The sequence below is a fragment of the Clostridium sp. ATCC 25772 genome (assembly GCF_001573875.1).
GTDB lineage: Bacteria > Bacillota > Clostridia > Clostridiales > Clostridiaceae > Clostridium_J > Clostridium_J senegalense.
The window spans coordinates 1-23,959 of the sequence record NZ_LFRG01000050.1 but is presented as its reverse complement, the minus strand read 5'-3'; the positions used below and the strand labels follow the sequence as shown (position 1 = coordinate 23,959).

General features: G+C 26.2%; 20 protein-coding genes, 1 pseudogene and 1 other annotated feature. Of the genes and pseudogenes, 13 read left to right on the top strand and 8 right to left on the bottom strand.

What is annotated here, in order from left to right; translation table 11 throughout:
• Positions 1-305: 305 nt before the first annotated feature.
• Positions 306-1,046, bottom strand: a complete 741-nt coding sequence (locus AZI32_RS14630; protein WP_061996523.1) for a FadR/GntR family transcriptional regulator — start codon at positions 1,044-1,046, stop codon at positions 306-308.
• A gap of 286 nt (positions 1,047-1,332) precedes the next feature.
• On the opposite strand from AZI32_RS14630, the gene AZI32_RS14625 reads away from it, so the two are divergent.
• From AZI32_RS14625 to AZI32_RS14620, 3 genes and pseudogenes are all read left to right on the top strand, one after another.
• Positions 1,333-1,515 carry a (2Fe-2S)-binding protein gene (locus AZI32_RS14625; protein ID WP_061996522.1) on the top strand — a complete coding sequence of 61 codons (183 nt, stop codon included), beginning with the start codon at positions 1,333-1,335 and terminating at the stop codon, positions 1,513-1,515.
• Between the two features lie 227 nt (positions 1,516-1,742).
• Positions 1,743-2,117 (top strand): annotated as a pseudogene (locus AZI32_RS18080) (glycine radical domain-containing protein); the annotation flags it as partial.
• 195 nt (positions 2,118-2,312) lie between these two features.
• Positions 2,313-2,741: a hypothetical protein gene (locus AZI32_RS14620; RefSeq protein ID WP_061996521.1), complete on the top strand. Its 429-nt coding sequence runs from the start codon at positions 2,313-2,315 to the stop codon at positions 2,739-2,741.
• Positions 2,742-2,782: 41 nt separating this feature from the next.
• Here the strand turns inward: AZI32_RS14620 and AZI32_RS14615 are convergent, their stop codons facing one another.
• From AZI32_RS14615 to cls, 4 genes are all read right to left on the bottom strand, one after another.
• Positions 2,783-3,967 carry an ABC transporter permease gene (locus AZI32_RS14615; RefSeq protein ID WP_061996520.1) on the bottom strand — a complete coding sequence of 395 codons (1,185 nt, stop codon included), beginning with the start codon at positions 3,965-3,967 and terminating at the stop codon, positions 2,783-2,785.
• Positions 3,968-3,969: 2 nt separating this feature from the next.
• The gene (locus tag AZI32_RS14610; protein WP_061996519.1) at positions 3,970-4,650 is read right to left on the bottom strand and encodes an ABC transporter ATP-binding protein; all 681 of its coding nucleotides are present in this window, start codon (positions 4,648-4,650) and stop codon (positions 3,970-3,972) included.
• Complete coding sequence (locus tag AZI32_RS14605; protein WP_242865305.1) at positions 4,643-5,710, bottom strand: HlyD family efflux transporter periplasmic adaptor subunit; 1,068 nt, start codon at positions 5,708-5,710, stop codon at positions 4,643-4,645. Before AZI32_RS14605 ends, AZI32_RS14610 begins: the two co-directional genes overlap by 8 nt.
• 491 nt (positions 5,711-6,201) lie before the next feature.
• Positions 6,202-7,632: a cardiolipin synthase gene (cls, locus tag AZI32_RS14600; RefSeq protein ID WP_061996518.1), complete on the bottom strand. Its 1,431-nt coding sequence runs from the start codon at positions 7,630-7,632 to the stop codon at positions 6,202-6,204.
• Positions 7,633-7,727: 95 nt separating this feature from the next.
• Between cls and AZI32_RS14595 the strand changes: the two genes are divergently transcribed.
• The 6 genes from AZI32_RS14595 (at position 7,728) to AZI32_RS14570 (ending at position 14,596) form a co-directional block, all read left to right on the top strand.
• A complete protein-coding gene (locus AZI32_RS14595) occupies positions 7,728-8,330 on the top strand; it encodes a hypothetical protein (protein ID WP_061996517.1) in 603 nt (200 codons plus the stop codon).
• A gap of 210 nt (positions 8,331-8,540) precedes the next feature.
• Positions 8,541-9,983, top strand: coding sequence for an MDR family MFS transporter (locus AZI32_RS14590; protein WP_010299202.1), 1,443 nt, complete (start codon positions 8,541-8,543; stop codon positions 9,981-9,983).
• A 383-nt stretch (positions 9,984-10,366) separates the two neighbouring features.
• On the top strand, positions 10,367-10,690 hold the full coding sequence (locus AZI32_RS14585) for a hypothetical protein (protein WP_061996516.1): 324 nt from the start codon (positions 10,367-10,369) through the stop codon (positions 10,688-10,690).
• A 570-nt stretch (positions 10,691-11,260) separates the two neighbouring features.
• Entirely contained in the window at positions 11,261-12,478 is a 1,218-nt protein-coding gene (locus AZI32_RS14580; RefSeq protein ID WP_061996515.1) for a Tm-1-like ATP-binding domain-containing protein, read from the top strand.
• Positions 12,479-12,490: 12 nt separating this feature from the next.
• Entirely contained in the window at positions 12,491-13,318 is an 828-nt protein-coding gene (locus AZI32_RS14575) for a phosphoenolpyruvate hydrolase family protein (protein ID WP_061996514.1), read from the top strand.
• Positions 13,319-13,546: 228 nt separating this feature from the next.
• Positions 13,547-14,596 (top strand): IS30 family transposase, encoded by a 1,050-nt coding sequence (locus AZI32_RS14570; RefSeq protein ID WP_061996513.1) that lies wholly within the window; start codon positions 13,547-13,549, stop codon positions 14,594-14,596.
• A gap of 61 nt (positions 14,597-14,657) precedes the next feature.
• On the opposite strand, the gene AZI32_RS14565 is transcribed toward AZI32_RS14570, so the two are convergent.
• On the bottom strand, positions 14,658-16,340 hold the full coding sequence (locus AZI32_RS14565) for a glutamine--tRNA ligase/YqeY domain fusion protein (RefSeq protein ID WP_061996512.1): 1,683 nt from the start codon (positions 16,338-16,340) through the stop codon (positions 14,658-14,660).
• A gap of 197 nt (positions 16,341-16,537) precedes the next feature.
• Positions 16,538-16,796: a binding site (T-box leader), on the bottom strand.
• 263 nt (positions 16,797-17,059) lie between these two features.
• Here AZI32_RS14565 and AZI32_RS14560 point away from each other — a divergent pair.
• Both AZI32_RS14560 and AZI32_RS18765 read left to right on the top strand, forming a co-directional pair.
• The gene (locus AZI32_RS14560) at positions 17,060-17,857 is read left to right on the top strand and encodes a DUF368 domain-containing protein (protein ID WP_061996511.1); all 798 of its coding nucleotides are present in this window, start codon (positions 17,060-17,062) and stop codon (positions 17,855-17,857) included.
• A gap of 258 nt (positions 17,858-18,115) precedes the next feature.
• A complete protein-coding gene (locus tag AZI32_RS18765; protein ID WP_164474747.1) occupies positions 18,116-18,265 on the top strand; it encodes a hypothetical protein in 150 nt (49 codons plus the stop codon).
• A 59-nt stretch (positions 18,266-18,324) separates the two neighbouring features.
• Here the strand turns inward: AZI32_RS18765 and AZI32_RS14555 are convergent, their stop codons facing one another.
• Positions 18,325-18,948: a PilZ domain-containing protein gene (locus AZI32_RS14555; RefSeq protein ID WP_061996510.1), complete on the bottom strand. Its 624-nt coding sequence runs from the start codon at positions 18,946-18,948 to the stop codon at positions 18,325-18,327.
• A 323-nt stretch (positions 18,949-19,271) separates the two neighbouring features.
• Between AZI32_RS14555 and AZI32_RS14550 the strand changes: the two genes are divergently transcribed.
• Positions 19,272-20,363, top strand: a complete 1,092-nt coding sequence (locus tag AZI32_RS14550; protein WP_061996509.1) for a glycerol dehydrogenase — start codon at positions 19,272-19,274, stop codon at positions 20,361-20,363.
• 123 nt (positions 20,364-20,486) lie between these two features.
• On the opposite strand, the gene AZI32_RS14545 is transcribed toward AZI32_RS14550, so the two are convergent.
• Complete coding sequence (locus tag AZI32_RS14545; protein WP_061996508.1) at positions 20,487-22,907, bottom strand: ABC transporter substrate-binding protein; 2,421 nt, start codon at positions 22,905-22,907, stop codon at positions 20,487-20,489.
• Between the two features lie 315 nt (positions 22,908-23,222).
• Here AZI32_RS14545 and AZI32_RS14540 point away from each other — a divergent pair, with 315 nt between their 5' ends.
• On the top strand, positions 23,223-23,795 hold the full coding sequence (locus AZI32_RS14540) for a GDSL-type esterase/lipase family protein (RefSeq protein WP_061996507.1): 573 nt from the start codon (positions 23,223-23,225) through the stop codon (positions 23,793-23,795).
• Positions 23,796-23,959 lie beyond the last annotated feature (164 nt).

The following is a 23,959-nucleotide window of genomic DNA, read 5'->3' as shown; positions in this document are numbered from 1 at the left end:
CGCATTTGTTTATATTGCTGCTATTTTTGTTTTATCTAAATAAGTTTTAGATATTTTGTTTTCAGACACGTCCTAATAAATAATAAAATGTTTTTCAGTATAAATTCCATTCTATATGTATGTAAAAATTAAAATACATAAATTAATATGGTATTTTGATAACCTATAAAAACAAATAGAAATTTTAAACGTTAAATATAATATAGGGAAATAAAGTGAAGTAGCAATACTTCACTTTATTTCCTTTAGAAGGAAGAATATATCAAGTTAGTTTTTATTAAGCTTATATTAAATTTATTTAAGTATTAATTTCCTAAGAGCGCAGTATGGAAAACACTAGGAAGCTCTTTAGTTACACTATAGGCATGATTAAGATGATCACGCATAGCTTTTCTAGCTAAATCTTCATTTCTAATTATAAGAGCTTCATATATAGCATGATGCTTTTCTATAGTGTTATTTCTATCATTATTAGTTAAAGCCATATGTATTTGTTCTAATTGCTCATATATAAGTGTATTAAGAGTATTCATTAGTTTAGAGCATAACTCATTTTTAGCACAGTTCAAAATTGTTATATGAAATAGCTGGTCCAGTCTAGTAAAGTTTTTAATATCACCTCTGTCAAGATTGATTAGGTCATCAGAAATTTTTTTTAGTTTAGCAAAATCTTCTTCTGTGGCTCTTTGGCTAGCTAGTCCAACCATTTCTAATTCAATAGCCATTCTAAGTTCAAAAAGATCTGTATTACTTGTTTTTTCAAAAGCTAGAATATATGTTAATGGCAAGTAATAATTATTATTTTTAGGATCACTAATTGCAATTCCTTTTCTAGGTGATACAATTACAATTCCTAAAAACTCCATAACTCTTAATGCTTCACGTAAAGTTGGACGACTTACATTTAGAATTTCCATTAGTTCTGATTCATTATATAATCTTTCTCCATATTCAAGTTGATTACTAATTATTAAATTAATGAATGTTTCAATTATTTGAAAATATGCTTTTTTATTTTTTACTGGCTTTATATTTATTTTATTCATAATTCACCTCAAGATAATATATTTTGTAGACTCATTTTGTCTCTATATTCATTTTAAATGTTATAGCTAGAACTGTCTACACTATTAAAGTAAGAAATTGCAAAAAAAAGATTCAATTTTTAAAATAATAAGAAAATAAAAAATATTATAAAAATAACTAGAATTAAATTAAAATCTTTATTATTATAGTAATATGTATTTAAATATCAATTAACAGTAATAATATAAAATAAGGAGTTAATTATATAGTAAATAAATATAAAAAATTAAAAAAAGGGGTTTTTTTATGAGTAAAGAAAATATAGTTTGTTTGTGTAATTACATAACGGAAGAAGATATCATAGAAGCTGTTAAAAATGGAGCTTCCAATTTAGAAGATGTTAAAGCTAGAACTGGAGCAAGAAGTGGAATATGTAAAGGTGGAAGATGTTCCTACAGAATAAAACATATAATAGAAGATTATAGATAAATATAGTATTGTTATGAAAAATGATAACTATAAATTTATATCATTATTAAATTTTCAAATAAACAAAGAACCATAAAATTAAATGTAAAATTTAATTTTATGGTTCTTTGTTTATTAGTATAAATTATTTAAGAATATTAGAGAAAAATAGAAATATTTTTATGAAGTTTTTATTGCAATAATAGAATAGGAATAATAATTGAAAAGTTAACAAATGAAAAAAGATAGCTAACCCAATACATGGAAGAGACAATAGTGGTTCATTAGCTTCATTAAATTCAGTTACTAAATTACCATATGCTGACTCACAAGGTGGTATATTTAATACATTCTCTATAATTCCAGATGTACTTAGTAAATCAGAAAGTGAAAGAATAACCACTTTAAGTGCTATGATGTATAAAGATTTCTCTCAAAATGCTCATCATCTGAATGTTGATGTATTTAATAGGGAAACATTATTAGATGTTATGAATCATTCAGAGTTGTATCTTCAATTAACAATAAGGGTATATGGCTATGCCGTAAACTTTATAAGATTAACTAAGGAACAGCAATTATATGTTATAAATAGGACTTTTTGTAAAAATGTAGGTATATAAAAATTAAAAATAAATCTATTTAAAATTTAATTTAACTAAATTTATTTGCGAAAAATAGACTGCTTATATAGTAATAAGTAGTCTATTTTGAATTTTTTTAATAAATTTGCTTATTTTTATTGACATATTATTAACCAAATGTAATTATAATGTATATAGGTTATTAAATTACAATTAAAATTGAGGGGGAAGACCATGGAAAATAATAATGTAAATGATATGAAACTTGGGGCAGGTATAATAACAATGTCTGTTCTTACATTAATAGGAAGTGCATTTGCTGTTTTAGGGTGTGTATTTCAAATCTTGTTTAAAGACAAAATACAACAATTTTCAGCAGGCATTGAAGGAGCAGTATTAGATCCTATGACAATAGCAATATCTTTAGTAATGTCCTTAATATTGGTAGTATCAATTATTTTAATTTTAAGGAAAAAGTCATTAGGAGTATATATATATGGAACAATAGAGATTGTTTCATTAATATATAATATAATAATGAGTCCTGAAAATATTATATGGACATTAGTAGGATTAATATTTCCACTATTAATGGGATTTTTCATATATAAGAAAAGAGCTATTTTTGGATTCGGAAATAAAAATAACAATATACAAGCATAATAAAAAAAGCTATAAGTTTTAAAAACTTATAGCTTTTTTTGTTATTTATAAATTGCTTTAATAGGGTCTAATTTTGAAGCATTATATGCTGGTATTATACCAAAAATTATACCTACAAGAACAGAAGTAATTGTAGAACCTACAAAGCTTTTTAATGTTAATACTGGTGGGAATGGTAGAAAGGCTCCTACAATTTTTGAAAATAAAAATCCAAAGAAAATACCAAGTAGACCACCAGTACAGGTAACTAAGACTGATTCAAAAAGAAATTGAAGTAGTATAGATTTTGGCTTTGCACCAATAGCTCTTCTTATTCCAATCTCTCGTTTCCTTTCAGATACAGAAACATACATTATATTCATAACTCCTATACCACCAACAAACAAAGATATACCAGAGACTAAAGCTACAAATGTTGTTAATCCACCAATGATTTCTTCAAAGGTTTTAGTTATAGCTTCTGGATCTTCCATTTTGTATTCTCCATCTAGTGTAGCATGGCTTTGAGCTAAATTGCTTTGTACTTCTGAGAAAACTTCTGTTTTATCATAGTTAGGTTTAACATAAACATCAAGAGTATTTATATTTTCACTGGTATTAACACTATCTTTAAAATTTTTGGATATATAACTTATACCATTAGTAAAAGAAAAACTACCTGCAGGTTTTAAAACACCTATAATTTCATAGGTTAGATCATTAATAGTTAATCCTTTACCAATTGAATCCTTAGGGTCTTTAAATAGTTCCTTAGCAATTTCACTATCAAGAACTATTTGTCTTTTATTATCCTCTTCAGGGTTGAATTTACGGCCGTATTCAATATCTAAAGTTTTATCTTGATAACTATCTAAAAAAATCATTACATTTTTATCAAAATACTTTGCTTGAGAAGCTGTAAAATCAAATCCAACGGCAACGCCTTTACTTACTTCAACTTTTTGAACACCTTCAATTTTTTGAAGAGAAGTTATATCAGAACTAGTAAAAGGCTCTATTAAGTTTATATCTACATCAGTATTATTAGAGTGAAAATATACATTTATTTTATTAGCATTACTACTTTCTACTGATTTGTTAACATGGGCTTTTAACCCATCACCAATAGATAAAATAGTTACTACTGAGCTTATACCAATAATTATGCCAATCATTGTTAGGAATACTCTTAATTTATGAGATTTTAAACTGTAAATAGAAGTTTTTATTAAGTTAATTATAGACATATCTATTCCACCTTTTCGATTACTCCATCTTTTATATGAATTACTTTATTGGCATATTTTTTTAGGTCTTCATCATGAGTAACCATAATTATTGTTTTATTTTCCTTGTTAAGAGCTGTTAAAAGTTCCATAATGTCCGTTCCTGTAGAACTATCTAAAGCACCAGTTGGTTCATCAGCAAAAATCACATAAGGATTATTAATTAAAGCTCTAGCAATAGCAATACGTTGTTGCTGTCCACCAGATAATTCTGATGGTTTTCTATTTTTCTTATCTAATAATCCAACTAAATTTAAGTATTTATCAACTAATAAGTTTCTCTCTTTAACAGGAATATCTCCTTTGTAAAGTAATGGCAATTCAACATTTTGTCCAATAGTCAATGAATCTATAAGATGAAATTGTTGAAATATGAAACCAATATACTCATTTCTTAACTCAGATTTTTCATTTTCATTTAAACCTGTAACATCTTTTCCATTAAAAATATATTTACCATTATCAAAACTGTCTAAAAAACCTAAAATATTCATAAGGGTAGTTTTACCGCTACCGGATTTACCCATTATCATTAAAAAATCTCCTTGCTTAATACCAATATTTATAGATTTTAGAGCATGAAGATTTAAAGTTTTCATTTTGTAGTATTTATTAATATTTTTTAATTCAATAATATTATTCAACTACAATACCCTCTTTCATCTCTGGAGATGGTTTCTTTATAATAACATCATTTTCCTTAAGACCTTCAGTTATTATAACATTTCCTTCACTTTCTTTAGAATATTTTATTTTTTGTTTAACAGTTTTATTATTTACAGATTTAAATACATAATAATTATCTTTTTGTCCTAAAACAGCAGTTTTAGGTATTTTTATAGTAGGATCAGTTAAGTTAATAGTAGCTTGAACGTGAAATCCATTAGTTAATCCAGTCTGAGAATCTAGTGAAATATTTACTCCATAATGAGAAATATCTGAAGAACCTCCAGCTGCACCTGCTCCATTCAATGAAACTGCTTGAGATGAAATTGGTCTATTTCCAACAGAAGATACCTTTCCTTTTAAGGTTTGATTTGTTGGAAGAACTAATATATTAGCAGTTTGCTTTTCTTTTAATTTAGGTAGTTCCTTCTCACTTATATTACCTTTTACATAAAGGTCAGTAGTTTCTATAGTCATATAAGGTGAAGTTGCCTCTTTTGAATCATGTAATATTACATTTCCATCAATAGGAGAATTTACATTAGTATATTCTTTATTCTTTAAATGACTAACTTGATCTTGTAGAGAAGATAGTTGAGCCTTTAATGGTTCAAGTTGAGAAGTAACTCCATCTAATGGAGCTGCTCCACCTAGTTGTGTCTTCAAATTACTTTTTTCTTTTTCTAATTGTTCAATTTGTTTTTTTGTAGATGATACTTGGCTATTTAATTCATAAATTTGATCTGATACAGCATCATTTTTATAAGTGAACAGAAGTTCATCTTTTGTTACTGCTTGATTATTTTCTACTGCTACTTCATTTACAGTTCCTTTAGTAGGATCTAAAAATATATCTTCGCTTTCACTAGGAGTTATAACACCATTAACATATACTTTTTCTGATGCAGGTATTGTATATAACTCTATTTTTTTGTCATTACCCTTTGAACCCATATTCTTCTTTAATAAATAAAAGCCAACAGTACTTGCTGATATTATAAGAAGAATAAGTAAAATTATTAAAAATTTTTTTTTCATAAGAATTTCCCCCCAAATAAATATATTAAAAAAGTAAAAGTAAGAATTTATAATCTTGTCTTCATTGTTGAGCATATAATCACTCTTGTGTATATTTAAAACTTATAATATGTAAGGTATAAGTAAAAATATAGTATTGTAACTTTATAGTGAAAATGCTTCTATAAAAATAAATTTATATTTAACCTAAAAACACTACTTTAGGTTTTAATTACAAAAATGATAAATTAAATTTCTATTTTATCTCATATATTAAAAAATATTTCTTAATAATATATTTAAGAATGTTAAATTATTAAATATATATTTTTACAAAATATATGGGAAAAACTTACTTTTCTTTTTCTGTTGATATTTACAAACAATAAAATACTTTTTATTCTATTATAAGTAAAATATATAAAAAAAACTAGGATATTGTAAAAAATAATATATTTATTAGTAAATAAATATAAAAAAATGGACTTTTATATAAAAAAGTCCATTTAAAGTTATAAAATAGGTGAAATTAATCGAATTATTGATTCACATATTCTATAGCAAGTACTTCTATTATTGTATTTTTCTATAGTTAAAAATTGGCATTTTTTTTGATCAGATATAAATATATCTTTATGCTGCATAGATATTATATCATCGTATATTATAGCATTAATCTCAAAATTAAGTTTAAAACTTCTAATATCAAGATTAGCAGTACCTACACTGCAAACAGAATCATCAGCAACAATAGTTTTAGAATGAATAAATCCATTTTGATACCTATAAAATTTAATTCCACATTCAATCAGATTACCAATATTAGCGCTTAATGCCCACTCCATAAAGAAGTGATCTGGGCTTCCAGGAACAATAATTCTTATATCAACTCCAGATAAAGCAGAAATTTTTAAAGCTTCTATCATAGGTCGATCTAAAACTAAATAAGGAGTTTGAATATATATATACTTCTTAGCATTAGTTATTATTTTAAGATAATTATATTTTATATACTCATCAATATGGTCTGGGCCGGAAGATACGATTTGAACACCAACATTACCATCATTTATTGTTGAAGGGAAATATTTTTCACTTTGAGATATGCTATCATTAGCAGCGTAGTCCCAATCTAAAGCAAAACGCTTATTTAATTCTTTTACAGCATCACCTTGAATTCTTAGGTGGGTGTCACGCCAAAAATTAAATTGTGTTCCTTTATTTATATACTCATCACCAACATTAAAACCACCGACATAGCCTATCTGCCCATCTATTACTACTATTTTTCTATGATTTCTATAATTTATACGTAGATTTACTAGCTTTGTTAAACCTGGAAAAAAGATTGCAAATTTTATACCAAGGCTTTTGATATAATCTTCATTTTTACCACGAAGCCCTCTAGAACCCATTCCATCAACTAAAAGTCTAACTTCAACGCCGTCATCAACCTTTTTATTTAGAAGGGATATTAATTCACGTCCTAATCCATCCATTCTAAATATATAATATTCAATGTGAATAAATTTTTCTGCTTTTTTAATATCTTCAAGTAAATTTGAAAACTTATCTTCTCCACTAATAAATGTTTTTACACAATTATATCTTGTAAACTCAGCACCAGAATTATTATAATTCATTTTTACTAAATCAGTATAATTTTTAGCTGGAGTATTTCTATGAAGTGATATATTAAATTCTTCTGTTAAATTTTTGGATTTATGTACATCAATAGCAGTCTTTTCTTTAAATATTTTTTCTCTACTTAAATTTTGACCTAGAGCTAAATATATTAAAAATCCTAAACCTGGAAGTACAATTAAAATTAATAACCATGCCCAAGTAGTTTCAGGTTCTCTTCGTTCAATAAAAACTAATGAAAGAGCACAGGCAATATTTATTAATTCAATAATTAAACCTAAAATAAAATAGCTATTCATTTATTGCCTCCTATTTATCATATACTAATAATATTATACATTATCGGTAATAAATATATATGATTTTTAAAATTATATTCAAAGGAGGTATTTATATGAATGGATGTGGATTTGATTGCAATATTTTTGCAGATGCTAAGTTGCCACCCTGTGCAAGTTTTTTAGGTAGTTATAACCCTTTGATAAAAGATGGAAAATTGCTTTATATAAACTATAATAGAGTATTTTTTTTTCTAACGTATAATTCCTTATCAACTCAAAACTCAAATTATGTGCCTAAAGATGTATCAACATATTCATTTCAAGAAAATGCTAATATTCAGATATCTATATATGATTTTTTTATAGGTATGTTTATAAATGAAATACAATCAGGTAAAAGAAATTATGATAAAGATATTAAAATACATGATAATAATGAAATAGATAAATTTATTAAAGCAATAATAGAGAATAACTATGAAAATATATTTGATCAGTTTATACCATCATTAACATATGTAATTTCAAATTCTAATGCTATTTTATCATTATATACTGGAACTATACAGATAAGTCCAATTAATTTTTATATTGTACTTATGCTAAATAGATTTGCTAATGATAAAGCATTACTATTTGGTAATAATGCTTACGTAACACCTGATTTTATAAACTATAGTTTAGCTAATTTATTTGTTCAATGTAACCCATACTAAAATTGAAAATTATAATACTAAAAGTTTTTAAGCTAATTTATAAAATATTTTAATTGATTTGAAAATATAAAAACTAAAAAGATAAATTAAAAAGATAAATTAAAAAGATAAAAATTAGAAAATTTTAATTATTGAAAAGTTTGAACTTAACAAAAAATACTAGTATTATATAGTAGTTAGAAAATTAACTTTAAAATAAGAGAGGTGAAAATGGTATATAAATTACCAGAGTATATGAGAAACAATAAGAGAAATGTTGTAATAGCTATAATGATGGTTATGTTTTTAGCTGCATTTGAAGGAACAGTTGTTAGTACAGCAATGTCTACCATAGCAAAGGATCTTCAAGGTTATAATCTTATAAGTTGGGTATTTTCAGCTTATCTTTTGACTTCAGCAGTTTCTACACCTATATATGGTAAACTTTCAGATTTATATGGAAGAAAGAAAATGCTGACATTAGGTACTATAATTTTTATAATTGGTAGTTCATTTTGCGGTATATCACAATCTATGACTCAGTTAATAATGTTTCGTGCAATTCAAGGAATTGGTGCAGGATCAATATTAACAATAACTTATACAATAATTGGAGATATATTTGATATTTCAGAAAGAGCAAAAATACAAGGTTGGTTAAGTACTGTTTGGGGAATTGCAAGTTTAATAGGTCCATTTTTAGGTGGATTCCTTATAGACTATTTATCTTGGCATTGGATATTCTTTATAAATGTTCCTTTTGGAATAGCATCTATAATTTTGTTACATAGAAATTTTGAAGAAAAAGTAGTGAAAACTGATGCTAAAATAGATTACATAGGCATTGTTTTTTTAACAACGTCTATAATATCAGTATTACTAGGTGTATTCATTGGTATTATTAAATTTAGAATTGTACTTTTTGTAATAGCTATTATATCTTTAGTTTTATTCTATTTTACAGAAAAGAAATCTTTAGAACCAATAGTACCATTTGATATTTTTACACGAAATACAATTATTGCAAACTTGATTTGCTTTCTAGCATCTGGCGCTCTTATGGCCATTGAGGCATATACTCCATTATATACGCAAAATGTATTAGGCTATACACCAACAATTGCAGGAGTAACAATGGCACCAATGTCTATAGCATGGCTTTTAAGCTCATTTATACTTTCTAAAACTCTATCCAAATATGGAGAAAAAATAGTAGTAATTGTAGCTATAATGTTATTAACTATAGGATCAGTTATACTTAAATTAGTAGGTGTTTCAACTCCAATAGTACTACTTATAGGAGCAATTGTAATAATGGGTTTTGGATTTGGTGGTGTTTTTACAACACTTACAATTACAGTACAATCAGCAGTAGGGTATGAAAAAAGAGGAGCAGCTACTTCTGTTAATGCACTTATAAGAACATTAGGACAGACAATAGGTGTAAGTATTTTTGGAGGAATAATAAATTCTAGCATAGCAAAATATTTTGGTGGATTAGGTATGAATGGCATTAATTCTGAGAATATATATAATTCTGAGGCTACTAATGATCAAATTAGAAATGCTTTTTATAGTGGAATACATAGCATATATTTTATGATTATATTTATTATGATAGTATGTTTGTGCGTATCAGTATTTATAAAAAATAATAGTGTAGAAAAACAATAAATATTATAAGAAAGCTGTTGCAATGTTAATAAATAAAAGTTAACAGAGCGATAGCTTTTTTATGTATAAGCATAAATAATTTAAAATTATTTTATTATAATTATTGTTAAACTTAAAACAAATTTTACAGAGTTTTATTAATAAAATTTTGTTGAAATTTGTTTTTAAAAAGGTATTTATATAAAAAAAATTATTAAATCTATAAATTTCATAGGAAAACATATTGACAATATAGCTGTGAAATAATATTATAAATATAAAGATGATTGTGATAATTATGACAATTTAAAATTGTATAGGTATTAAAAATATAAATTTATAATAAATTTTAATTATAGAATTAATATTAATGATTTAAAAGAAATTATTTAGGGGGTATTATTATGGAAAATAAAGTTGTAAATATAATGGGAGATAATATTTTATATATATCAATAATTGATACAGATGGAAAAAGGCATACAGTTACAAATGTTAGACAGGCATCTGATATTAAACGTATTCAATTACTAGGTGATATGGATATGCTTGTAACAGAAGTAAGATTAAAATATATATCTAATGTTAGAGATTACAATAAATACTTTTTAGGATATGTTAATGAAAATATTTCAATAAATAAGGAAATACGTTGCGAAACACCATTAAAATTAAATTTAGCAATAGAGGGGATTTTAAAACAAAGTGGTTTAGATTATTTATTATAGTATATAAATTAGAATATTATTTTGACAACTTAGAGAGGCTGTTTTAAAGTAGATTTAAAATTCTATTTTAAAACAGTCTCTTTTATTTTAAAATAAATTCTATAGGGTTCCAAATTGACTTTTAAAATTACTCGTTCCAAAACTTGGATACCCAAAATAGTGAGACATGCTCGGAAATTCTTAAAATTCAACACTACATTTTGCATAAAAGTATTTTAAAGTTATTGAAAAAATTTAAATGGGAGTTTGTTTTCCTATAAAATTAGATTAGTTAAAAATAAAAGAATTTGTTTGTATACTTTTATGCAGTTTTAATTTTTTATTTACTTTGATAAAATTTATTTCAAAATATGTTAAATTTTACATGGGAAAATAGCATATATTAATTTATTTAAATAATAATGTTTTATATTTTAAATGAATATGTTAAAATATACAAAACGAACAATTGGAAAATTACAAAAACTACATTAAATATTACAAAAATTAAAAATATATATTTATTACTTATATATTATATTAAAAAAAATAAGCAACATAATAGATAAATTTAAAATGGGGGAATTGAAATTGAAAAAAGTAGCAATTATAGGTACCTTAGACTCAAAGGGGGAAGAATATTCATATTTAAAGAATATTATAGAAAGACAAGGGTTAGAAACATTAGTTATAGATGTAGGAATTTTTGAGCCAAGCATTGAAGCAGACATTAAGAATGAAGATATAGCAAAATCTGTTAATGAAAGCATTAAAATGTTACAAGAAAAAAAAGATAGAGGATATGCTGTAGAAATTATGTCGAAAGGTGCAGTTAAAGTAGTTAAGGAACTTTATGATAAAGGTGAAATTAGTGGAATAATAAGTCTTGGAGGTTCTGGTGGAACAGCACTTGCAACACCATGCATGAGAACGTTGCCAATAGGTGTGCCTAAAATTATGGTATCTACATTGGCATCTGGAGATACTAGACCTTATGTAGGAGTTTCAGACTTAATAATGATGCATTCTGTGGTAGATATATCAGGTTTAAACTCAATATCAAAAAAGATAATACGAAATGCAGCTAATGCCATAGTTGGAATGGTAAATAATGAAGAGGTTGAAGATGACAAAAGTGAAGAAAAAAAACTTATAGCAGCAACAATGTTTGGAGTAACAACTCCTTGTGTTACTAAAGCTAGAGAATATTTAGAAAGTAAAGGTTATGAAGTTATAGTATTTCATGCTACAGGAACTGGTGGACAGGCTATGGAAAATCTTATTGATGGAGGATTTATTGACGGAGTATTAGATATAACAACAACAGAGTTATGTGATGAACTAGTAGGTGGAGTTTTATCTGCTGGTCCAAATAGACTAGAAGCATCCGTTAAAAGAGGCATTCCTCAAATTGTGTCTACAGGAGCGTTAGATATGGTAAATTTCGGGCCATATGAAACTGTACCAGAAAAATTTAAAGATAGAAAATTTTATAAACATAATCCAACAGTAACACTAATGAGAACTACAAAAGAAGAATGTAGAGAGTTGGGGAAACTAATATGTGAAAAACTTAATAAAACCAATAGTAAAACTGCTATAGTTTTGCCATTGAAAGGAATATCTATGATAGATGTAGAAGGTCAACCTTTTTATGGACAAGAAGAAGATCAAGTATTGTTTGATACTATAAAAAATAATATAGACAATAAAAATATAGAAATAATAGAGATTCAACAGGATATTAATGATGAAAGAATAGCTATATTAATGGCTAAAAAATTAATAAATTTAATGGAGAATAAATAGGAGGAAAATAAAATGAAATTTACAAGAGAAGTTATTTTAGAAAGACTTAATAAGGAGATAAAAAATGAAAATATAATATTAGGTGCTGGAGCTGGAACAGGTATATCAGCTAAAAGTGCTGAAGCTGGTGGAGTTGATATGATTATAATATACAACTCAGGAAGATATAGAATGGCTGGAAGAGGTTCTCTTGCAGGTTTATTATCCTATGGAGATGCAAATCAAATCGTTATGGATATGGGAAAAGAAGTTTTACCAGTAGTAAAAAATACACCAGTATTAGCAGGAGTTTGTGGAACAGATCCTTTCAGAATTATGGAAGTATTCTTAAAAGAATTAAAAGATTCAGGATTTGCAGGGGTACAAAATTTTCCTACAGTAGGTTTAATTGATGGTACATTTAGAGAAAATTTAGAAGAAACTGGAATGGGGTATGATTTAGAAGTTGAAATGATAAGAAAAGCTCATGAAATTGGATTATTTACAACTCCTTATGTATTTGATAAAGGTCAAGCTATAAAAATGGCTGAAGCTGGTGCAGATATACTTGTTGCACATATGGGATTAACAACAAAAGGAAGTATAGGTGCTAAAACATCTAAATCATTAGATGAATGTGTAGAGTTAATACAAACTATTCATGATGAAGCAAAAAAAATTAATCCAAATATACTTGTTATATGTCATGGTGGTCCGATAGCAGAAGCATCTGATGTTGAGTATGTACTTTCTAAAACTAAAGGAATAGTTGGGTTCTTTGGAGCATCTAGTATAGAAAGATTAGCAACAGAAAGAGGAATTAAAAATCAAACTGAAAGCTTTAAGAATCTTAAATTATAATTTAAAGAAAAAAATGTAATCAGTTTTAATCTTATATAATAAAAACTATGAAATTACATATTTAAAGATGTGATTTCATAGTTTTTTATTATATATTGTATTTAAAATTTATTTTTGACTAATTGTAAAATGAAATTGAACTAATAAAATTAAACAAAAAAATTCCATAATGATTATCCTGTGTTATGATTAAATCGCCAAACCCAACCAAACGAAAGGATATTCACTATGGAACATCAAAATCATAACACAGATTCAAGAAAAAACAAACACCTAAATTTTAAAGAGCGCTGTCTAATTGAGCTTAGACTCAAGGATGGAAACAGTCCGTACAAAATTGCAAAAGAACTTGGTCGTCCAATCAACACTGTACTTAATGAAATAAGACGTGGTACAACTACTCAGATTAAGCAGGACAGATATGTTGAGATGTACCTTGCTGATACTGGCGAAGCTAACTATAAGCGTAATCGCTTGAACTCCTGCCGCTCAATTAAAAGACTTGAATGCAGCGAGTTTATTAGCTATACCGTGAATCAGATTAAAGAAAACTCATGGTCACCTGATGCGTGTTTTGGCGAAGCCTTAAAATCAGGACGTTTCAGCCGATCTGAGATGGTATGTACTAAGACTCTTTATAACTACATTGATTTAGGTCTTTTAAACGTAAAAAACTATGACCTGCCGTTAAAGTTACGTCGTAATACCAAGCACTCAATAGTCAAGAAAAATAAGAAATACTTCGGTAAAAGCATCGCGGAGCGTCCTTCGGATATTGAATCACGCGCTGAATTTGGTCACTGGGAAATCGATACTGTCATAGGCGAAAAAACTGATAATGATCCAGTATTAATGACACTTGTTGAAAGAAAAACACGCAATGCAATAGTTCGTAAGATTCCATCTAAGACAGCCAAAGCTGTTATGGATGAGATTAAGAACATCTGTAGCTATTTCAGTGAAAAATTTAGCACTGTATTTAAAACTATAACTGGTGATAATGGCTCTGAATTTGCTGACTTATCTACAATAGAAAGTCTTGGTAATACTAAGGTGTATTTTACACATCCCTATTCTTCATTTGAAAAGGGCACTAACGAACGTCATAATGGATTGATAAGAAGATTTATTCCTAAAGGGAAGCGTATGAGCAATTACAGCCTTGATGACATTGCTTTTATTGAAGAGTGGATGAACACGCTTCCACGTAAGATACTCGACTATAAGACTCCAGAATCATTATTTGAGAATGAGCTTGATATCATATATTCAGCATAATCTTTGGTTAATTATGAAATTGAATTTATTAGTTCAATTTGTTATTGCAATTTATAAAAATTTATTTTTTCTTTTTCCAAGAATCTTTTAGAGAGACTATTCTATTAAATACTAAATTTTCATCAGTAGAATGTTTTTTATCTACACAAAAATATCCATGACGTATGAATTGAAATTTACTTTCTTTAGGAGCTCCTTTTAAGGATGGCTCTAATATAGAGTTTTTAAATATTAATAATGATTTTGGATTTAATTTTTCATCCCAACCTTTAGAAGAATGTTTTAATAAACCTTCATCTGATAAAAGCTTATCATATAAATTAACTTGTGCTTTTATACCATGAGATGCAGATACCCAGTGAATAGTACCTTTAACCTTTCTTCCAGTAAAACCAGAACCACTTTTTGTTTCAGCGTCGTAAGTACAATGAAGTTCTAGAATATTATCATTATCATCTTTTATAACATCATTGCATTTTATAAAATAAGCACCTTTTAATCTAACCTCATTACCAGGATATAAACGATGGAATCCTTTAATAGGAGTTTCCATAAAATCTTCTTTCTCTATATATATAATTTTGGAGAAAGGAACTTTTCTAGTACCAGAATCAGGATTTTGACCATTATTTTCAATTTCTAACATTTCTACTTCGTTATCTGGATAATTAGTTATAATAACTTTAAGTGGATCAAGAACAACCATTTTTGAATCTACCTTAGGTTTTAAATCTTCTCTTAAACAATGTTCAAGCATTGAGATATCAACGGTACTTTGATTTTTAGATACGCCTATTTCATTAACAAAAGCTTTAATGCTTTCAGGAGTAAATCCCCTACGTCTTAATCCTTGAATAGTAGGGAGCCTAGGATCATCCCATCCATCTACATAGTTGCCAAATACTAATTCTTTTAAATATCTTTTACTTGTTACAACACCAGTTAAGTTCAATCTACCAAATTCTCTTTGTTTTGGTGGCTCACAAAAATCTAATTCATTTAAGAACCATTCGTATAAAGGTCTATGATCTTTAAATTCCATGGAACATAAAGAGTGTGTAATACCTTCAATAGCATCTTGTAATGGATGTGCAAAATCATACATTGGATAGATGCACCATTTATCTTCAGTTCTATAGTGTGATGCATGAAGTATTCTATATATTACAGGGTCTCTAAAGTTTATGTTAGGAGAGGACATATCTATTTTAGCTCTTAATGTTTTTGCTGAGTTTTCAAATTCTCCATTTTTCATTCTTTCAAATAAATCTAAATTTTCTTCTATAGATCTATTTCTATAAGGACTATCTTTTCCAGGTTCAGTTAAGGTTCCTCTATATTCTCTTGTCTCATCAGGTGTTAAATCACAAACATAGGCTTTTCCTTTTTTTATAAGTTTTACAGCACATTCATAAAATGTATTAGAATAATCGGAGCCATAAAATATTCTTTCTTTAGGTGAAAAACCTAGCCAATTTATATCGGCAATAATTGAATTAACGTATTCAATGTCTTCTTTTAATGGATTTGTATCATCAAATCTTAAATTAAAAGTTCCATTATATTTTTGAGCTATAGAATAGTTAATGTTAATAGCATAAGCACTACCTATATGAAGATATCCATTAGGTTCTGGTGGAAATCTAGTAGCTATATTTCTTGAGTAAGCATTATTATCTAAGTCATCATTTACAATTTTATGCAAAAAATTTGAATTTATATTTTCATTAATTGAATTACACATTTAATTCCCTCCATTTACGAAATTTGAATTATTTACCTATTTTTATTCATAAATTTATTTACATAGTTTAAATTTATATTTGGATAATTTATATTTGGATAAAATTTATATTTGGATAATTTATATTTGGATAATTTATATTTGGATAAAATTTATATAAAATAAAAAAACTCTCACCCCCAAGACTAATTTTTAGCCTTGGGGACGAGAGATATATTCGTGGTGCCACCCCAGTTCGTTAACATGTTACCATATTAACCTCTTCAAGTACGACTTAAATTTAAAATGCTAAGTGATACTCTAGCTCTATAACAGGAGCGCCTGTCATACCATCCCTAAAAGTTCCGATATGAAGCTCAAAGACTTGCTTCAATTAAAACATCTTTACTCCTTCTCAGCTACTGGAGTTCTCTGTAAAAGAGGAATTTAATTTACTCTTCTTATCATTGCTGTGAAAATAATAATATTTTTATAAATAGTATCAAAGAAAAAATATTATGTCAAGAAAAAAATGAAAAAGATTAAAAAAATAAAAAAAGAGTAGAATAAATTATAAAGATAAATATAGTAAGATTGGATATTTTTTAACATAGTCAAAAAGTATCTGTTAAATCTATGTTAAATGGTTTGAATTCTAGTAGTTTTAATAAATAAAGTTAGTTATATTATAATTAACTTTATAAGACTATTTTATGAAATACATAATTAAGAGGTGAAAGATGAAGTTTTTATCTAATTTTTTAAAAGGAATAGCAATTAGCATATCCCAAATAGTTCCAGGCGTTAGCGGAGGGACTATAGCCATAATTCTTGGAATTTACGATGATATAATACATGCTATAAATAATATTTTAAATGATTTTAAAAATCAATATAAACTATTAGTACAAGTAGGATTAGGAGCCATTATAGGTATAGTTTTATTTAGTAATATAGTAAAAAATGTAATTACAAAATATCCTATAGAAGCAGGGTTCTTTTTTATCGGTATAATTTTAGGTGGAGCACCTTTGATGTATAAAAAAGCTACTAAGAAAGGATTGTTGAAAAAAAATTTAATTTATTTATGCTTAGGTATTTTAATTGTATTTATTATGTCGGGAGAGCATATAGACAATTCAAATATAATAACTAATTTAAATATTTTAAATTTCATTTGGTTGTTTATAGGAGGCATAATAGTTGCAATAGCTTTAATATTGCCAGGTATAAGTGGATCTTTTATGCTTTTAATTTTAGGCCTTTATAATACAGTTTTAACTGCTGTATCAGATTTGAATTTTTTAATACTTATTCCAATTGGATTAGGTGTAATAATAGGGACCATTGCAACTGCCAGAACAATAGAAAGATTGTTAAATAAATATCCACAGCAAATATACATGCTTATATTTGGATTTGTTTTAGGATCAGTGGTATCTATATTTCCGGGAATACCTACAGGTGTATCTTCAATAGTATCTATAATATTATTAGTTTTAGGATTCATCTTTATATATAAAATAAGTGAAGAATAAATATAGAGATACAAGCTCTAATTAAAATTTATTCAGTAACTTTAAAATATTTTTATACAAGATTTAGTGTTGAATTATAAGTGATTCGGAGCATGTCTTACTATTTTGAGTATTCAAGTTTTGGGATAAATAATTTAAAAGTCAATGTGGAACTCTATATATAAGTAAAATAAAATGTAAAAATTTTTGATAAAAGGAATAAAAGTTTCTTATATTCACAATATAATATTGAACAAATATTATATTTAGGAGGATATTATGAACAGGGAACAAAAGAATGAAAAACATAATAATGCTAAAAAAATGATTGTAGATGGTAAGGATTGGAATGATATAATGCAAGAAACTGGTTTAAGACTTAAAGATTTAAAAAGAATTCAAAAAGATGAAATAAATCCACATTTTTAGTGAAAAATTCCTGCTGGCTTGTAAAGCAGGAATTTTTTATATTAAACATTAAAAATAAATTATTTAGTAGTTACATTTCTATATTTTAATTGATCTAATTTGTTGTCTAATATAAATTTTCTTAAAAGCTGTTCATCAGCTTTATTAATAAACTTAAACTTACAACCATAATTATACATACAATCTGTTTTGAATTTTCTTTTAGTCTCAGTTATTATAGTAATAGTAGTAGTACCTATAGGTAGCAAAAGAATAAAGTTTAAATCAAGCGGTAAGTTAAGTGGACTCTCTAGTAATATGCCAGAAATACTTATATTTTTAGCTATCATTAATATAGGCTTTGAAAGATTAATTACTTCTTTATGAGACTTTTTTAATATGTTTACTGGTAATGTAATGTTTATATTTACACGACTATGTAGCCGCCGGTTTTTGGAATATAGGAAACGTATATTAGTAAATTCTATATTTTTTGCGTATATTTTAGAAATACTAGCTTCATAAACTAAGACGCCCTCTTTTTTAGAAAATATACTTAAAAAAAAGTTTTCTTTACAATTTGACATATGTTCATTATTAATAGACATAATTAATTTATTATTATCAAAATATTGAATTATTCCAGTTGCAGTTAAATCACCATATAAGGACTCCGCTTTTATTAAAGAATAGTTATATTGCATAGTTATTCCCCCTTTACATTTTTAAAAAATTAAATTATATCTATATCATATTATGGTTTAAAAAAATGTATAATTCAATATAAAATTACAAAATAGTAAATTAAATGGGAAAAATATAAAAATAAAAATATAATTTCAAATTTTTTAATTATATTGGCAATTGATTAAAAAAATAGTATGTTAAAAATATATCAAAAGATAACTTAATCATTTTCAATCGGTTTCAAAAATTAAGTTAAGAAACTAAACTAAAGTTAATTTTTATAAATTTATAAAAAATATGTTGAATTTAAAATTTTTATTTCGAAGTAGGAGGAGATAGTATGTTTAAGAGTATAATATCACCAGGTAAATATATACAAGGGAGTGCTGTGTTAAAAGACATAAGAAATCATATATCGAATTTGGGAGAATCATTTTTTATAATTGCCAGTGATAATGGAATAAAAAGAACCAAGCCTATTATAGAAGAGAGTTTTAATGAAAAAAAATGTAACTTAACATTTGAAAGTTTTAATGGGGAATGTTCTAAAAATGAAATTGATAGATTAAGAAAAATTTTAAAAGAAAATGATTGTGATGTTGTTATAGGTGTAGGTGGCGGAAAAATTTTTGATACTGCTAAAGCAGTTGCCTATTATGAAAATATTCCTGTAGTAATAGTACCAACAATTGCCTCTACTGATGCACCATGTAGTGCATTATCTGTTATATATACAGATGAAGGTGTATTTAGCGAATATTTAATGCTACCTAAAAACCCTGAGGTTGTAATAGTAGACACTGAAATAGTTGCAAAAGCGCCATCAAGGTTATTAGTTGCTGGAATAGGGGATGCATTAGCTACTTATTTTGAGGCCGAAGCGTGTTTAAAATCTAATGCTTGTAATATGGCAGGTGGAAAAATTACAAAGGCAGCTATGGCTTTAGCAAGTTTATGCTATGAAACATTGTTAGAAGATGGATTAAAGGCAAAACTTGCAGTAGAATCCGGAGTCTGTACTACTGCAGTAGAAAATGTTATTGAAGCTAATACTTATCTAAGTGGTATTGGATTTGAAAGTGGTGGACTTGCAGCAGCTCATGCAGTTCATAATGGATTTACTGTTTTAGAGCAATGTCACCATTTGTATCATGGAGAAAAGGTTACATTTGGAACTATTGTTCAGTTAGTTTTAGAAAATAGAACTATGGAAGAAATAGAAGAAGTTATAGGATTATGTTTGGATTTACATTTACCTATTACATTAGAAGATATGGGCATAATTGAAATAAAGGAAGAAGAAATTAGAAGTGTAGCTAAGGCAACTTGTTCAGAAGGTGAAACGGTTTATAATATGCCATTTGAAATTAATGAAGACGTGGTTTATGCCGCAATACTTTCAGCAGATGCAATAGGAAGACTTTATAAATAGAAATTATGATAAAGTTGTAAACTTTAATCATTCATAAGAATATTGTTAATAATTTACTTAGGATGATTTAGATTTAAGATTTATAAAAAGAGCCTTCAAATCATATTTTGAAAGCTCTTTTTGCTATTCAACTATAATTTCATCAAAAAGAATATTATTAATTGGGTTCACAATTACATTTTTTACTTTATTTTTATTATATATAATTCCACACTTAGGATTAAATAAAAATATGGCAGGACAATCAGCTAACATAACATCATTTAATTCCTTATATAGATTATACCTTTTATCAGGTATAATACATTCTGATGCTTTATCCATCAATGAATTTACTTTTTCATTATTATAATTATTTTTAAAGAAAGCAGAATTTATATTAAATAATGGTCTCAGATAATTGTCAGCATCACCAGTATCAGCAATCCAAAAAGCTGGAAAAATATCAGATTTAAGATAATTATCAGGGTGGTATATACCTTTTTCATTAACGAGAATTTTTTCGCAATTTATACCAACAGCTTCAAAATAGCTTACAAGAAGATTAATATAATCATCATTTTTGCTATGTACTATTTTTAAAGTGTCTTTAGAATTTGAATAATTACACCTGCTTAAAAGTTCCTTTGCTTTAGTAGGATTATATTTAAAAATATCCTCATTATTAAAATCTAATATTGCTCTAGGAAAAATAGATTTAAAAGCTTCTGCATTATTACAAGCTAAAAGCTTAATAAGTTCTTCTTTATTTACTGCATAATTAAGAGCTTGACGGGCAAATTTATTTCTCGCAAAGATGCTATTTTTATTAAAGTTAAAAAAATACATATTAGTTAGCAAAGATGGATATAATATTAAATTATTATATTTGTAATTATCACAAAGAGATAAAACTTCTTTAGATACAGAAGAAATTTTATAAAAATCTAAAATTCCTTCAGTTTCTAGTAATGATAAAGGTTTTTTCTCATTAGTCACTATAATTTCATCTACATAAGCTCTACCATTATAATAGTCATTAAAAGCTGTAAGAATAATCATGTTTGAAGTCTTTTCAGTAATTTTAAAAGATCCACAGCTTACTAAAGTTTTATTAGCTATATATGGTTTTTTTTCATATATAGAACAAGATGGTTGAGTCAAATTTTTAAGAAATCCAGAGTATGGACTGTGTAATTTTATCATAATTGTATATTTATCTAAAATTTTGATTCCACTTATCTCTTGTGATTTGCCATTTCTAAAATTCTCTGCACCTTCTACTGGACTAAGTAGCCAATAATTAGATGATTTAGTTTTTAGATTATATAGACGTTCTAATGAAAATTTGACATCTTCTGCTGTCAAAGTATTACCATCATGAAATTTAACATTGTCTCTAAGTTTAAAAGTCCAGGTTAAGTTATCTTCGTTTAAATACCATGTTTTAGCTATACCTGCACTGATATCACAGTGTTGTCTTTGAACTAATAATTGTGAACAAATATTAAAACTAAGAGTAGCCTGGTCTACACTATAAGCTTTAGCTGCATCTAAAGGCTCCTCATCAAAATTAAGTACAGTTTTTATAGATGTTTTAGGCTTATTTAATATAGAAGTTTTTTTATTTTCTATATTTTTACATAGGTTAATAAACCCATCTACTGAAGTTTTAGCAAATTGAGAATTTATTATAGAATTTTCCACAAGAGAAAAAGTTTTATCAGAAATTTCTCTCATATCATTGGTACAAGATGATATGTAATCTATTGATTTTAATTGTCCTTCAATAGCATTATTTATTTCTTGAATTATACATTCAGTATTATTAGTTGCATTAGAGATATTATTAAATGATGATGTTGTCTTTTGTGCTAATTCTATACCAGTATTTATTGAATTATCGCTATTTTTAATAGTTTTCATAGTATTAGATACACTAGAATTTATATCTAATATTATGTTTTCAATGATTTCAACAAAATCTTTACTTTTATTTGCTAATTTTTTTACTTCAGTTGCAACTACACTAAAACTTTTACCATGTTCCCCAGCTCTAGCAGCTTCTATTGATGCATTTAGTGAAAGTAAGTTAATTTGATGAGAAATTTGCTTCATTTGAACAAGAATGTCATTTATATTGGTAATTTTACCGTTTAAGTTACTTACTTCTGATTTTATTGAATCAACAGACTTTATTATTTCAAACATAGAGTTTATAGTTTTAGATATAGAAGACATACCATCTTCTACAGTTTCAATTGTTATTTTGGATTGTTCACTTGAAGAAGTTATACTAGCAGACACTTCTTCTGCCAATGATGCATAGTTCTCAAATTCATCAATAACTTTAAGAATTGATGATGATTGTTTATTAACTGCATAATTTATTTCAGAAATAGATTTAATAAGATTATCTATTGAATAATAGGCTTCATCTACTCTTTTATTTAATTTCATTAAAGAAATGTTTTGATTATAGGAGGAAAAATCAAATCTTCTATTATCAATAGTAATAATATTGCAGTCCTCACTATTAGATTTTTTATTTTTTTTAAATAACATAATAACCTCCATAAATTTAGTATTTATTAAAGAAAAACATAAAATATATAAAATAATATTTCTTAATAAAATGTTAATGTTAAATTTATTAAAAATTTACAAATCATACTAATTAAAATTATAATAATATTTTTGGAATTATTCAACTATACGAAATATTTTTTAAATTAAAAAAATAAAAATACATATAAATTTAAAATTATATACGAATTTAACATTAATATCTTTTAAATTTACATTTTAAAATTTAAAATAATACAATTTTAAGTTAAAATTAGACTATTAAGTATTAATTAAGTTTAAGGGGTGAATGATTTGAAGACTATATTATGCATAGGTGACAGCATAACATATGGATACGGAATAGATTTTAAAGAAAGCTGGTTCTATTTAATAAAAAATGAATATAAAGAATATAAATTTATAAATTCAGGAATTAATGGCGATACAACAGTTGGAATGATGAATAGATTAACATCAGAAATAAATTTGCATAGCCCTGATATTATAATATTATTAGGTGGAAGTAATGATTTTCTATGTAATAGAAAAATTAGTGATGCTTTAGATAATATAAAAATAATTATTAAAGAATCTTTAGAAAAAAATATAATACCAATAATACTTTCTCCACCTAAAATGTCAGAAAATATGGCAATTAAAAGATGGGACTGCTATTGTAATTATAAAAATGTCAATTGTATTATTGAAAGCTATGAAAAAGAACTACAAAATATTTGTAAGGAAAATTCTATAAAGTTTGTAAACTTGACAAAAGAATTTAATGAGTGGAATGAAGATTTATACACAGATGGAGTACATTTAAGTTATGAAGGGAACTGTATTGTTTATAAAAGTTTATTAAATAGTTTGAAAAGTACATTATAGTAGGGTAGAAAACTTACTGTTTTCATTAAACTAAAAAGTTCTCACTTAATAAAAGTATAGGCTAAAATTAAAAATTTGGAATTATATAAAAGGGGCTGTCGCACTAAATAATTAGTGCACAGCTTTATTTTTGCAAAAAAATAAATCTCAAACTCTATAAGCTT